At 73.9% G+C, this 13,372-nt stretch carries 14 protein-coding genes; 12 read left to right on the top strand and 2 right to left on the bottom strand.

Annotated features, from left to right (window positions below):
* The first annotated feature begins 13 nt into the window (after positions 1–13).
* The 12 genes from rbfA to dapB all read left to right on the top strand — a co-directional run bounded on the left by rbfA (position 14) and on the right by dapB (position 12,042).
* Positions 14–517, top strand: a complete 504-nt coding sequence (rbfA, locus tag C1I99_RS05950) for a 30S ribosome-binding factor RbfA (protein ID WP_111133192.1) — start codon at positions 14–16, stop codon at positions 515–517.
* Positions 514–1,593: a DHH family phosphoesterase gene (locus C1I99_RS05955; protein ID WP_111133193.1), complete on the top strand. Its 1,080-nt coding sequence runs from the start codon at positions 514–516 to the stop codon at positions 1,591–1,593. Before rbfA ends, C1I99_RS05955 begins: the two co-directional genes overlap by 4 nt.
* Before the next feature lie 140 nt (positions 1,594–1,733).
* Complete coding sequence (locus tag C1I99_RS05960; protein WP_111133194.1) at positions 1,734–2,141, top strand: hypothetical protein; 408 nt, start codon at positions 1,734–1,736, stop codon at positions 2,139–2,141.
* Positions 2,141–2,350 carry a DUF6186 family protein gene (locus C1I99_RS05965; RefSeq protein WP_199562002.1) on the top strand — a complete coding sequence of 70 codons (210 nt, stop codon included), beginning with the start codon at positions 2,141–2,143 and terminating at the stop codon, positions 2,348–2,350. The genes C1I99_RS05960 and C1I99_RS05965 overlap by 1 nt, the downstream gene beginning before the upstream one ends.
* A gap of 607 nt (positions 2,351–2,957) precedes the next feature.
* Positions 2,958–3,266: a P-loop NTPase family protein gene (locus C1I99_RS05970; RefSeq protein ID WP_199561999.1), complete on the top strand. Its 309-nt coding sequence runs from the start codon at positions 2,958–2,960 to the stop codon at positions 3,264–3,266.
* Between the two features lie 51 nt (positions 3,267–3,317).
* Positions 3,318–4,643, top strand: coding sequence for an MATE family efflux transporter (locus C1I99_RS05975; protein ID WP_111133196.1), 1,326 nt, complete (start codon positions 3,318–3,320; stop codon positions 4,641–4,643).
* A gap of 149 nt (positions 4,644–4,792) precedes the next feature.
* The gene (gene truB, locus C1I99_RS05980; protein WP_111133197.1) at positions 4,793–5,677 is read left to right on the top strand and encodes a tRNA pseudouridine(55) synthase TruB; all 885 of its coding nucleotides are present in this window, start codon (positions 4,793–4,795) and stop codon (positions 5,675–5,677) included.
* A 74-nt stretch (positions 5,678–5,751) separates the two neighbouring features.
* On the top strand, positions 5,752–6,681 hold the full coding sequence (locus tag C1I99_RS05985) for a bifunctional riboflavin kinase/FAD synthetase (RefSeq protein ID WP_111133198.1): 930 nt from the start codon (positions 5,752–5,754) through the stop codon (positions 6,679–6,681).
* Positions 6,682–6,902: 221 nt separating this feature from the next.
* Positions 6,903–7,172, top strand: coding sequence for a 30S ribosomal protein S15 (rpsO, locus tag C1I99_RS05990; RefSeq protein ID WP_043962418.1), 270 nt, complete (start codon positions 6,903–6,905; stop codon positions 7,170–7,172).
* A gap of 229 nt (positions 7,173–7,401) precedes the next feature.
* The gene (locus C1I99_RS05995; protein ID WP_111133222.1) at positions 7,402–9,774 is read left to right on the top strand and encodes a polyribonucleotide nucleotidyltransferase; all 2,373 of its coding nucleotides are present in this window, start codon (positions 7,402–7,404) and stop codon (positions 9,772–9,774) included.
* Positions 9,775–9,823: 49 nt separating this feature from the next.
* Positions 9,824–11,221: a M16 family metallopeptidase gene (locus C1I99_RS06000; protein WP_111133223.1), complete on the top strand. Its 1,398-nt coding sequence runs from the start codon at positions 9,824–9,826 to the stop codon at positions 11,219–11,221.
* 47 nt (positions 11,222–11,268) lie between these two features.
* On the top strand, positions 11,269–12,042 hold the full coding sequence (gene dapB, locus C1I99_RS06005) for a 4-hydroxy-tetrahydrodipicolinate reductase (RefSeq protein ID WP_111133199.1): 774 nt from the start codon (positions 11,269–11,271) through the stop codon (positions 12,040–12,042).
* 135 nt (positions 12,043–12,177) lie between these two features.
* On the opposite strand, the gene C1I99_RS06010 is transcribed toward dapB, so the two are convergent.
* Entirely contained in the window at positions 12,178–12,558 is a 381-nt protein-coding gene (locus C1I99_RS06010) for a VOC family protein (RefSeq protein WP_111133200.1), read from the bottom strand.
* A gap of 206 nt (positions 12,559–12,764) precedes the next feature.
* Positions 12,765–13,346 (bottom strand): GNAT family N-acetyltransferase, encoded by a 582-nt coding sequence (locus tag C1I99_RS06015; protein ID WP_111133201.1) that lies wholly within the window; start codon positions 13,344–13,346, stop codon positions 12,765–12,767.
* Positions 13,347–13,372: the final 26 nt, after the last annotated feature.

Genomic DNA, 13,372 nt, shown 5'->3' on the forward strand with positions numbered 1-13,372 from the left:
TGGAGGTGGCGAGATGTCGGATCCGGCCAAGGTACGCCGGCACGCGGAGCGGGTGCGTGAATTGGTCGCGTCGGTGGTGCGGAGCCAGATCAAGGACCCGCGGCTCGGCATGATCACCATCACCGATGCCCGGATCACCGCCGACCTGCGCGACGCGACGGTCTTCTACACGGTGCTCGGCGACGCGGCCGCCCAGTCGGGCACGGCCGCGGCGCTGGAGAGCGCCAAGGGCATGCTGCGCAGCACGGTCGGCAAGGCCCTCGGGCTGCGCCACTCACCGACCCTGACCTTCGTCCTCGACGACGTGCAGGACCAGGTCAAGCACATCGACGACCTGCTCGCGCAGGCCCGTAGCGCCGACGCCGAGGTGCAGCGGCTCGCCGCCCGGGCCGAGTACGCGGGCGAGCCCCAGCCGTACCGGATCGCCGACGAGTCCGAGGGCGAGGACGCGGTGGGCGAGGACGCGGTGGACGAGGTGCGCGACGACACTCCGCCCGGGGGCGGGGAGCGGCGGTGACCGACCCCTCCGGAGGCCCGGCCGGTGGTGCGGGCGTCACGGCGACGCCCGTCGACTCCGGCCCGGCCGAGGCCGACTGGGCGGCCGCCGTAGCGGCGGTGGGCCAGTTGCCGCCGGACGGCCGGGTGCTGCTGATCTGCCACGTCAACCCGGACGGGGACGCGCTGGGCAGCATGCTCGGGTTCGGCCTCGGGCTGCGCCGGCTGGGCGTACGGCGGCTTCAGGCGACCTTCCCGGGGCCGCCGGAGGTACCCGAGTCCTTCCGCGAGCTGCCGGGCACCGACCTGCTGGTGCCGGCGACCCGGGCGTACCCCGACCCGGACCTGGTCATCTGTTTCGACGCGGCGAGCGGGTCGCGCCTCGGCGAGCTGGTTGACCGGCTGGAGACCGCCGGTGCCGCGCTGGTGCTCGACCACCATGCCTCGAACACCCGGTTCGGCGGGATCAACCTGGTGGATCCGCACGCGGCGGCCACCTCGGTGGTGGCGGAGGAGTTGCTGACCCGGCTCGGCGTCCCGCTCGACGCCGCCATTGCGGAGTGTCTCTACGTCGCGCTGACCACCGACACCGGCTCGTTCCGGTTCGAGGCGACCACCCCGGCGGTGCACCGGCTGGCGGCCCGGCTGCTGGCCACCGGCATCCGCCCCGGCGACATCTCCCGCCGGATCTTCGACACCCGGCCGTTCGGCGCGGTCCGGCTCTTCGGCGAGGTGCTCTGCCGGGCCCGGCTGGAGCCCGCGGCGGCCGCGGGGCGGGGGCTGGTCTGGACGTACGCGACCCTCGACGACCTGGCCCGGCACGACCAGCGGCCGTACGTGCTGGAAGCCCTGATCGACTCGGTCCGGTGCACCGCCGAGGCGGACGTGAGCTGCGTGGTCAAGCAGACCCGGCCCGACGAGTGGGCGGTCTCGATGCGCAGCAAGGGCGCGGTGGACGTCAGCGCGGTGGCGGTGGCGCTGGGCGGCGGCGGGCACCGGTTCGCCGCCGGGTTCACCGGGCGGGGCACCGTCGACGAGGTGGTGGGCCGGATCCGCGCGGAGCTCGACGGCGCGGTGATCGGCGGCGACCAGGGCTGACCCGACCCGGATCGGCGGCTCCCGGGCGACCGGCGAACCGCCCCGCCCGGGCTGGGACGGCGGCCCGGGTGTGAAGATCAGGGTCAGCTCCGGGGAGTGTCCACCTTCCCGCGTTCCATGACGGCGGGGAGAATTGCGGGATGGAGCAGCCCCACGACCTCACCGTCGAGGCGCCTCGCGCCTGGGACCGTCCCGTCGTCTCCGTGCCGGTACTCGTCTGCCTCTCCCTGGTCGGCGGCCGGTTCCCGTCCTTCTCGACGGAGGCCAACCTCTGGACGCTCGGCACCGGCGGGGTGTTGATCTGGATCGGTTTGAGCAACCGGGTGCCCCGCCGGCCCGCCCCCCGCGGGCTCGGCGCCGGCGCGGCCTGGTGGGCGTTGCCGGTGGTGGTGTTCGGGGTCTTCGAGGGGGCCACCTTCGTCCTGGCGGCGGGGGACGAGTTCCCCACCTTCTCCCGGCTGGCCGATCCGCTGCTGGAGGACCGGCTGGTCCGCTCCGCGGCCTGGCTGGCCTGGCTGTCCGCGTTCTGGGGGTTGGTGCGGCGATGATGCGGACGGTGGCCATCGCGGGCTTCCTCGTGGCACTGGCGCTCTTCGCCGCCGTGGAGTGGGCGGCCCGCCGCGAGGGGTCCCGCATCCCGACCCTCGGCGAGGTGTGCGCGTACGTGATGCGCTACGAGGTGGGCCCGGTGCCGGTCGGCCGGATCGGCCTGTTCGGCTTCTGGTGGTGGCTCGGCTGGCACTTCCTGGCCCGCTGACCCGCACCGGCCGGCCACCCCCGCTCCGGCCGGCCGAGCGGTCGGGTCCTGGTTGGCTGAGCACCGCTCCGGCCGGCTGACCTGGGTTCCGGCCGGGCGGGCCGGCTCGGTCCAGATGTCGGGAACAGCGGGCAGCATGTGGACCTGAACGATAACTTGGGAACGGCCGGCGTCGCCGTGGTGGCGCTGGTCGTGGGCGGTGGGGCCGCACCCGGCGCCGCCTCCCTCCAGGGTCGGACCGACCCGGGTTCACGCTGCCCCACCAGTCGCTCCGGTGACCCCGGACCGCTGCCGGGCGCTCCGCAGGACCGCCCGTGAGGGCCGCCGTCCGGCGGCGGCTCGCACCCCTGGAAGGGGATCACCACCATGCCGACCAAGCCCAAGCCCGAGACCACCGACGAGGCTCGCGAGCAGATGCGCCGCGCCCTGCAGACCTCGATGGACACCCGTCAGTGACCCACGTCCAGCGGCGGTGACGCCGCCGACGTACCGCGCCGACAGCGTCACCGCCCATCCGGCGTCCGGGCCGGCCCAACACCGATGACCCGGCCCTGACCGATCCGCCCCGCGCCTTCCGCCCGTCCCGTCGGCGTCCTATCGTCGCCGGGTGCCTGGTCGTCGGCAGCGCGGGCGCCGGCAAGAGACCCTCGCCCGCGAGGTCGCCCACCGGCTCGACCTCCCCCTGATCCACCTCGACCGGCACTTCTGGCAGCCCGGCTGGGTTCCCACCGACGAGGCCCGCTGGCGCGCCACGGTGGCCGGACTCGCCGCCCGCCCGGCCTGGGTGATGGACGGCAACTACGGTGGCAGCCTCGATCTCCGCCTGCCCCGGGCCGACCTGCTCGTCTTCTGCGACTTGCCACTGGCTCGACGCCCTGCCCGTGCCGGTCCGATGATCCCGGTCCGATTCGGGTAAGTCATGCCCCTCGTTGCGGCCCTTACCTGCCCTATGCCAGGATCGGCGGCGATGACCCAGCCCGCCGCCACCGCCGTCCGCGCCGCCACGTCCCGGCGGATCGCCGCGCTCGCCCTGCCCGCTCTGGTGGTGCTCGCCGCCGAACCGCTCTACGTGCTGGTCGACACCGCGGTGGTGGGGCATCTCGGCCGGATACCGCTGGCCGCGCTCGCGATCGGCGGCACGGTCATGACCCTGATCGCCTGGCTCGGCACCGTCGTCGCGTACGGCACCACGGGGCGGTCGGCCCGCCGCTTCGGGGCCGGCGACCGGGCCTCGGCGGTGGCCGAGGGCGTCCAGGCGTCCTGGCTGGCGCTCGGGGTGGGGGTGCTGGTCGCGCTCGGCATGCAGGTCGGCGGGGGCGCGTTGGCGCGTACCCTCGCCGGTGGCGGCGGCGAGGTGGCCGACGCCGCCGGGCAGTGGCTGCGCATCGCGGCGCTTGGCGCGCCCGGCCTGCTGCTCGCCGCCGCCGGCAACGGCTGGCTGCGCGGCGTGCAGGACACCCGCCGGCCGGTGGTGTTCGTGCTCGGTCCCAACCTGCTCTCCGCGCTGCTCTGTCCGCTGCTGGTCTATCCGGCCGGGCTGGGACTGGTCGGCTCGGCGGTGGCCAACGCCGTCGCGCAGACCCTCTCCGGCGTGCTGTTCGCCGCGGCGCTGGTCGCCGAACGGGTCTCCCTGCGAGCCCGGCCGCGGCTGATCGGGCAGCAGCTGGTACTCAGCCGCGACCTGCTGATCCGGGGTCTCGCGTTCCAGGCGAGCTTCCTCTCCGCCACCGCCGTCGCCGCGCGGTTCGGCGCCGCCACGGTGGGCGCGCACCAGATCGCCCTGCAACTGTGGTTCTTCACCGCCCTGCTGCTCGACGCGCTCGCCATCGCCGCCCAGTCGCTGATCGGCGCCGCGCTCGGCGCCGGGGACGACGCCGGCGCCCGGGCCCTCGCCCGCCGGATCGGGCTGTTCGGCGCGGCCTGCGGGGCGGTGTTCGCCGTACTCATCGCCGCCGGCGCCGGCGTGGTCCCCGGCTGGTTCAGCTCCGATCCGCAGGTACACGAACAGGCGATGGTCGCCTGGCCCTGGTTCGTGGCGATGCAGCCGCTGGCGGGCGTCGTGTTCGCCCTCGACGGCGTGCTGATCGGCGCCGGGGACGTCCGCTACCTGCGCAACCTCACCATCGTCGCGGCACTGGGCGGATTCCTGCCGGCGATCTGGCTGGCGTACGGGCTCGACCTCGGGCTGGGCGGCATCTGGGCAGGGCTCACGCTCTTCGTGGTGATCCGGCTGGCCGCGCTGCTGCTGCGGCTACGGTCGGGCGGCTGGGCGGTGGTCGGCGCGGTGCGCTGACCACCGCCCGACGCGCCCGCGCCGTCCCGGTGGCACCGATCCCCGACCGGACGACGACGCGCGAGGGTGCCGCCCCGCCGGGCCCGGTCCGAACCCCCGGCGTACGGCGGCGGCGCCGGGCCGGGCGCCGTCTGGCAGGCTTGGGTGTCGTGAGCGCAGACGGTCTGATCGTGGTCGACAAGCCGGGCGGCATGACGTCGCACGACGTGGTGGGGCGGATCCGCCGGTTGGCGCGGACCCGCCGGGTGGGTCACGGCGGCACGCTCGATCCGATGGCCACCGGGGTGCTGGTGATCGGGGTGGGCCGGGCGACCCGGCTGCTCACCTACGTGATCGGGGCGGGTAAGAGCTACACCGCCACGATCCGGCTCGGCCAGGCCACCATCACGGACGACGCGGAGGGCGAGGTGATCACCACCATCCCGGCCGGCCTGGTCACCGACGACGCGATCCGGGCCGCGCTCGCCGCGCTGACAGGGGAGATCGACCAGGTGCCGAGCGCGGTCAGCGCCGTCAAGATCGAGGGGCGGCGGGCGTACCAGCGGGTGCGTGCGGGGGAGAGCGTCGAACTGCCCGCCCGCCGGATCACCATCTCCCGGCTGGCGGTGCTGGCGATCCGCCGGGACGAGCCCGACGTGGTGGACGTGGAGGTCGAGGTGACCTGCTCCTCCGGGACGTACGTGCGGGCGATCGCCCGGGACGCGGGACTGGCGCTCGGGGTCGGCGGCCACCTGACCGCGCTGCGGCGTACCGCGGTGGGCGGCTTCACCCTGGCCGAGGCGGCCACCCTCGACGAGCTGGAGCGGCGCGCACCCGAGGTGGTCAACCTGCCGCTCGACGCCGCCGCCGACCGGTTCTTCCCGCGCCGTGACGCCACGGCGGACGAGGCCAAGGTGCTGTCCCACGGTGGCCCGCTGGACCCGGCCGGCATCGCCGGCCCGTACGCCGTCTTCGGCCCGGGCGGCGGACTGATCGCTATCGTCAGCGAGCGGAACGGCCGCGCCCGCGCGGAGATCGTGCTCGCCCCGGCCTGACGGCCGGAGCGCAGCTCCGCCGGCCGGCCGGCGGACGTCGGCCCGCCGGACGGGCACAGCAGGGGAGGAGCAGCATGCAGCGGTGGCGGGGGTACGACGCGGCGCCCGGTGGCTGGGGGCGGTCCGTCGTCACCATCGGTGTCTTCGACGGCGTGCACAAGGGGCACCAGGCGACCATCGGGCACGCCGTGGCGCGGGCCCGGGAGCTCGGGGTGCAGTCGGTGGTGGTGACCTTCGACCCGCACCCGGCCGAGGTGGTCCGCCCCGGCTCGCACCCGGCGGTGCTCACCGAGCCGGCCCGCAAGGCCGAGCTGATCGAGGCGCTCGGGGTCGACGTGCTCTGCGTGGTGCCGTTCACCCCGGAGTTCTCCCGGCTGCCCGCCGAGGCGTTCGTGCACGACGTCCTGGTCGAGCACCTGCACGCCGCGCTGGTGGTGGTGGGGTCGAACTTCCGCTTCGGGCACCGGGCCGCCGGGGACGTGGCACTGCTGGAGCGGCTCGGCCGGACCTTCGGCTTCGGCGTCGAGGGCGCCCCGTTGGTCGCCGAGGCCGGCACGGTCTTCTCCTCGACGTACATCCGATCCTGCGTCGACGCCGGGGACGTGACCGCGGCGGCCGCGGCGCTGGGCCGGCCGCACCGGCTGGAGGGCGTGGTGGTCCGCGGTGACCAGCGCGGCCGGGAGCTGGGCTTCCCCACCGCGAACCTGCTGTGCCACCGGTACGCGGCGGTGCCCGCGGACGGCGTCTACGCCGCCCGGCTGGTGCGCCGGGGGCAGCGGGAGCCGTTGATGGCGGCGGTGTCGGTCGGCAGCAACCCCACCTTCTCCGGCCGGGAGCGGCGGGTCGAGGCGTACGTGCTGGACTTCACCGGCGACCTCTACGGCGAGCGGCTGGCCCTGGACTTCGTGGCGCACCTGCGCGGACAGGTCCGCTACGACTCGATCGAGCCGCTGGTCGCCCAGATCGCGCAGGACGTCGAGCGGACCCGCCGGGCGCTCGGCTGAGGCGCCCCGGTTCGCGGCCCCCGGACCGGCGCCGCCGGCCCGGTTCGCGGCCCTTGACCGGCCCGTCCGGGTGGGTGCTGGTAGTCTGGCGGGCACGTCGGCTGACCGACGCGGGGCCTCGCGTGCCTGCACGACGCCGCGGGTGTGAGGTGCCGTCCGTCTCCCGGTCCTTGAACCGACATGACGGACACCCAACGATCAACCCACGAAACAGGGAGAAAATGGCGCTCGACCAGGAAGCCAAGGCCAAGATCCGCGCGGAGTACGCGACCGCCGAGGGTGACACCGGTTCGCCGGAGGTCCAGGTCGCGGTCCTCACCAAGCGGATCGCCGAGCTCACCGAGCACCTGAAGGTGCACAAGCACGACCACCACAGCCGCCGCGGGCTGCTGCTGCTGGTCGGCCGGCGCCGTCGGCTGCTCAACTACGTCCAGAAGAAGGACATCAACCGCTACCGGTCGCTCATCGAGCGGCTCGGTCTGCGCCGGTGACGTGACGGGGGAGTGGCCCATCGGGCCGCTCCCCCGTTCCGGTACCACCACAGGAAGAACAGGGCCGTGCGACCACCCGAGCAGGGGCCGGTCAGCGTACCGGTCTCCGGTAGTGGCCCCCGGGCATCCCGGCATCTCGCCGGTCACCCCGGGCGCTTCGATCGAAGACCGGCCGTCTGAGCAGCTCCCGCGTCGTGGGCCCGCCGATGCGAAGGAGCACGACAGCACCATGACCGAGACCAACCTCGGCACCGAATCCCGCACCGCCGTAATCGACAACGGGGCCTTCGGCACCCGTGAGGTCACCTTCTCCACCGGCCGGCTGGCCCGCCAGGCCGCCGGCTCCGTCGTCGCCCAGCTCGGCGAGACGGTCGTCCTCTCCGCCACCACCGCCGGCAAGCAGCCGAAGGAGCAGTTCGACTTCTTCCCGCTGACCGTCGACGTCGAGGAGCGGATGTACGCCGCGGGCCGCATCCCCGGCTCGTTCTTCCGCCGGGAGGGCCGCCCCAGCGAGGACGCGATCCTCACCTGCCGGCTGATCGACCGGCCGCTGCGCCCGTCGTTCGTCAAGGGCCTACGCAACGAGGTCCAGGTCGTCGAGACCGTCCTGTCGCTCGACCCGAAGCACCCGTACGACGTGGTGGCCATCAACGCCGCGTCGATGTCGACCAAGCTCTCCGGCCTGCCGTTCTCCGGCCCGATCGGGGCGACCCGGATGGCGCACATCGACGGCCAGTGGGTCGCCTTCCCGACCTACGAGGAGCTGGAGCGGGCCACCTTCGACATGGTGGTCGCCGGGCGCGCTCTGCCCGACGGCGACGTCGCCATCATGATGGTCGAGGCCGAGGCCACCGAGAACACCGTGAAGCTGGTCGCCGGCGGGGCCACCGCCCCGACTGAGGAGGTCGTCGCCAGCGGCCTGGAGGCCGCCAAGCCGGCCATCCGCGAGCTGTGCCGGGCGCAGAGCGAGCTGGCCGAGGTGGCCGCCAAGCCGGTCGTCGACTTCCCGGTCTTCCTGGACTACGCCGACGACGCGTACGAGGCGGTCGCCGAGCTGGCCCGCGCCGATGTCGCCGAGGCCCTCCAGATCGCCGGCAAGGCGGCCCGCGAGGAGGCGCTGGACGCGATCCGGGCCCGCATGCACGAGGAGCTCGGCCCGCGCTTCGAGGGCCGGGAGAAGGAGCTGTCCGCCGCGTTCCGCTCGCTGACCAAGTCCGAGGTCCGCAGCCGGGTGCTGCGCGAGCAGGTCCGCATCGACGGCCGGGGTCCGCGCGACATCCGCCCGCTGACCGCCGAGGTCGGCGTGCTGCCCCGGGTGCACGGCTCGGCGCTGTTCGAGCGGGGCGAGACCCAGATCCTGGGCGTCACCACGCTGAACATGCTGCGCATGGAGCAGGCGCTGGACACCCTCTCCCCGGAGAAGTCCAAGCGCTACATGCACAACTACAACTTCCCGCCCTACTCGACGGGTGAGACCGGCCGGGTCGGTTCGCCGAAGCGGCGCGAGATCGGCCACGGCGCGCTCGCCGAGCGGGCGCTGATCCCGGTGCTGCCCTCGCGGGAGGAGTTCCCGTACGCCATCCGGCAGGTCTCCGAGGCACTCGGCTCCAACGGCTCCACCTCGATGGGTTCGGTCTGCGCTTCGTCGCTGGGCCTGCTCTCCGCGGGCGTGCCGCTGAAGGCGCCGGTCGCCGGCATCGCGATGGGCCTCATCTCCGACGAGGTCGAGGGCAAGACCCGGTACGTGACGCTGACCGATATCCTCGGCGCCGAGGACGCGTTCGGCGACATGGACTTCAAGGTCGCCGGCACCCGGGACTTCGTCACCGCGTTGCAGCTCGACACCAAGCTCGACGGTATCCCGTCCGACGTGCTGGCCGCCGCGCTGCAGCAGGCCCACGAGGCCCGGCAGACCATCCTGGACGTGATGCAGCGGGCGATCGAGGCCCCGGCCCCGATGTCGGACTACGCGCCGCGGGTCACCACCGTCAAGATCCCGGTCGACAAGATCGGTATGGTGATCGGCCCGAAGGGGCAGACCATCAACGCCATCCAGGACGAGACCGGCGCCGAGATCTCCATCGAGGACGACGGCACCATCTACGTCGGCGCCACTAACGGCCCGTCGGCGCAGGCGGCGGTCGAGCGGATCAACGCGATCGCCAACCCGACGCTGCCCAAGGTGGGCGACCGGTTCCTCGGCACCGTGGTCAAGACCGCGGCGTTCGGGGCGTTCGTCTCGCTGCTGCCGGGCCGCGACGGCCTGCTGCACATCTCCAAGGTGGGCGACGGCAAGCGGGTCGAAAAGGTCGAGGACTTCCTCAACGTCGGCGACAAGGTCGAGGTGGAGATCGCCGACATCGACCAGCGCGGCAAGATCTACCTGGACAAGGTCCGCCCGGAGGGCGCCGAGGCGCCGACCGCCGGTGAGGCGGCCGGTGCCGAGCGCCCGGCCGGCCGGGACCGGGGCGACCGGGGCCCACGCGACCGGGGCGACCGGGAGCGTGGCGGCGAGCGGGGCGGCCGTGGCCCGGACCGCGGCGAGGGTGGCGAGGGTGGCGAGGGCGGCGAGCGTCCGCGCCGCCGTACCCGGCACAGCTGACGCCGAGCAAGCGCACCCCACCCACCCCTCGTCGATCTGGGAGCAACACGTGAGTCGGGCCAGTCGTGCGCCGTTTCCGCCGGATCGACGGGGGGTGGCGTCATCCCCGGGCAGTGGGATGGCCCGCTCCGGTGCCTCCCGGGCGGTGACCCGCACCCTGCGTGACGACCCGCTGGGCGGCACGGTACGCCGTACCGTGCTGCCCAGCGGCCTGCGCGTGCTCACCGAGGCGATCCCGGCCATGCGCAGCGTGTCGTTCGGCATCTGGGTCGCGGTCGGCTCCCGGGACGAGACCGGCCCGCAGGCGGGCGCCGCGCACTTCCTGGAGCACCTGCTCTTCAAGGGCACCCACAAGCGCGGCGCGCTGGAGATCTCCTCGGCCATCGAGGCGGTGGGCGGCGAGACCAACGCCTTCACCACCAAGGAGTACACCTGCTACTACGCGCGGGTGCTGGACGAGGACCTGCCGCTGGCGATCGACGTGATGTGCGACCTGGTCGCCGACTCGGTGCTCGACCCGGCCGACGTGGAGACCGAGCGGGGCGTGATCCTGGAGGAGATCGCCATGCACGACGACGAGCCCGGTGACGAGGTGCACGACCTGTTCGCCCGGGCCGTCTACGGCGACCACCCGCTGGGCCGGCTGATCTCCGGCACCGAGGAGACGGTCACCCCGATGACCCGCCGGCAGATCCAGGGCTTCTACCGGCGCCGCTACGTCGCACCGCAGATCGTCGTCGCCGCCGCCGGCAACCTGGACCACGCCACGGTGGTCAGGATGGTCCGCCAGGCGCTGCGCGGCGGCCCGCTGGACACCGAGCCCGCCACACCGGCGCCGCACCGGCCGACCACCCCGGCGGTACGCGTGCGGCCCGCCGGCACCCTGGTCGAGCCGAAGGAGACCGAGCAGGCGCACATCATCCTCGGCGGCCCGGGCATCGACCGGCTGGACGAGCGGCGCTTCGCCCTCGGCGTGCTCAACAACGTGCTCGGCGGTGGCATGTCCAGCCGGCTGTTCCAGGAGATCCGCGAGCGGCGCGGCCTGGCCTACTCGGTCTACTCCTACGCCAGCCAGTACGCCGACAGCGGCCTGTTCGCCGTCTACGCCGGCTGCGCCCCTGGCAAGGTCGACGAGGTGCTCGAGCTGACCCGGGCCGAGCTGGCCCGGGTGGCCGCCGACGGGTTGACCGAGGCCGAGGTGGCCCGGGGCAAGGGCATGTCCAAGGGCTCGTTCGTGCTGGGCCTGGAGGACACCGGCTCGCGGATGAGCCGGCTGGCCAAGGGTGAGCTGCTCTACAACGACCTGATGCCGGTCGACGAGCTGCTTCGCCGGGTCGACGCGGTCACCGTGGCCGACGTGAACACCCTCGCCGCGGAGCTGCTCAGCCGGCCGATGTCCCTGGCCGTGGTCGGCCCGTTCGGCGCGAACGACTTCGCCGCCGGTTGACCGTCCCGCCGGGTTGACGGCGTCCCGATTGGGATAGGTTGTGCCCCGTGACTGACGAGCAGGAGAAGAGCGCGGACGAGCCGATCCGAGTCGGCGTGCTGGGCGCCCGGGGCCGGATGGGCGTCGAGGTCTGCAAGGCCGTCGACGCGGCCCCGGACATGGACCTGGTGGCCATGGTCGACCAGGGTGACTGGCTGTTCAACGCCTCCGACGCCGGCGCCGAGGTGGTTGTGGACTTCACCACCCCGGACGTGGTCATGGACAACCTGCACTGGTGCATCGACCAGGGCATCAACGCGGTGGTCGGCACCACCGGCTTCACCGAGCAGCGGCTGGAGCGGGTGCGCGGCTGGCTGGCCCGCAAGCCTGGCGTGGGCGTGGTGATCGCCCCGAACTTCGGCATCGGCGCGGTGCTGATGATGCAGTTCGCCGCGCGGGCGGCCCGCCACTTCGAGTCCGTCGAGATCATCGAGCAGCATCACCCCCGTAAGCTCGACGCGCCCAGCGGCACGGCCACGCACACCGCGCGGCTGATCGCGGCGGCCCGCGCCGAGGCCGGGCTCGGGGCCCCGCCGGACGCCACCAAGGACGAGGTCGCCGGTGCCCGGGGCGCCGACATCGACGGGGTACGCGTGCACGCGGTGCGCGCCACCGGCCTGGTGGCCCACCAGGAGGTGCTCTTCGGCACCACCGGTGAGACGCTCACCATCCGGCACGACTCGTACGACCGGGCCTCGTTCATGCCCGGGGTGCTGCTGGCCGTGCGGGCGGTGCGTAACCGGCCCGGCCTGACCGTCGGCTTGGACGCGCTGCTGGACTGAAACCGCTGGGCGGATCGCGGGGGTGGCCCTAGGCTGCTCCGGTGCCGCCGTTGGCGATGCACAACGACGCGAACCTCATGGTCGGGGCGGGCCGGGTGGCGGCCCCCGGCCCGGGGCCGGGAACCGCCAGCGGCGTCACTGTTCCAGCACGGACAGGACGTTGCCGGCCGGGTCGGTGAACCAGGCGATCGACGGCCCCGGGCCGTCCCGCACGATCCCCTTGTCGTCCTGCTTCATCCCCGCGTAGCGCGCGATCCGCACCCCCCGCGCGGTCAGCTCGTCGACGGCCCGGTCGATGTCGTCGACCGGGAAGTTGAGCACGGTGTAGGTCGCCGGCGTGTGACTGTCCTTCGGGTAGACCAGGATGTCCCGGTCCCCGGCGACGTGCAGCGTCAGCACGCCGCCCATGGCGTCGTCCCGCGACACCCGCAGGCCGAGCGTCTCGGCGTAGAACCGCTCGGCTCGGCCGCTGTCGTCCACCGAGAAGCTGCTGAGCGCCTTCGTGTCCGTGAACATCGTCCTCTCCTCCTTCGCCTCGTCTCCGTCCAACGATCGGTACCGCCGGTGCGTGGTCGGTGCCGCCGGTGTGGCGGTCGGCGCCGGCCACGCACCGGCCGTACAAAGAGTTGACGGATCGGGCGGCCGGAACTCATCGCCGCGCCGGGACGTCAGCCGGCCAGCCGGGTCGGCAGCCCGGACACGACCGCGGGTCGGGCCGTCGGTCAGCCCTCGGCGGCCGCCTCGGCCGGGACCGCCACGTGCAGGCGCACCTGGGGGACGAGCATGTCGTCCACGTCCAGCGCGCGGGCCGCGCCGTCGGGCTCCCACCCCGTGCTGGTGAGGAACCTCCGGGTCGCCTCGTCGCCGTCGAACGCCCACGCCACGGCCCGCGCGAACCCGTCTTCCCGCCACCGGTCGACGCTGGCGGCGAGCAGCCGGCTGCCGTGCCCGCGCCGGCCCCAGCGCGGCTCGACCAGCAGGTCGGTCACCGCGGCCACGTCCGGCGCGAGCGCCTCGGCCGGCTCGCCGGGCGCGAGGGCCTCCGCGTCGGCCGGACCGGAGGCGGCGAACCCCACCAGATACGATTGCTCGGCCTGTTCGACGGCGACCAGCACCCGGTGGGTGCCGGAGGGCGGCTCCTGCACCGCCGCGCTCCACCGCCGGGCGAGCCACGCCTCGTCCAGGTTGTCCAGCACGTGCCGGGGCAGGATCCGGCGGTACGCGATCCGCCAGGTCGCGAGCTGGATGCGTGCGATCTCGCCGGCGTCCTCCGGACGCGCCGGGCGGACGTACCCGAGAGCCATGGACGGAAGCCTACGCAGGGTGGAGG

The sequence above is a fragment of the Micromonospora deserti genome (assembly GCF_003236335.1).
GTDB lineage: Bacteria > Actinomycetota > Actinomycetes > Mycobacteriales > Micromonosporaceae > Micromonospora > Micromonospora deserti.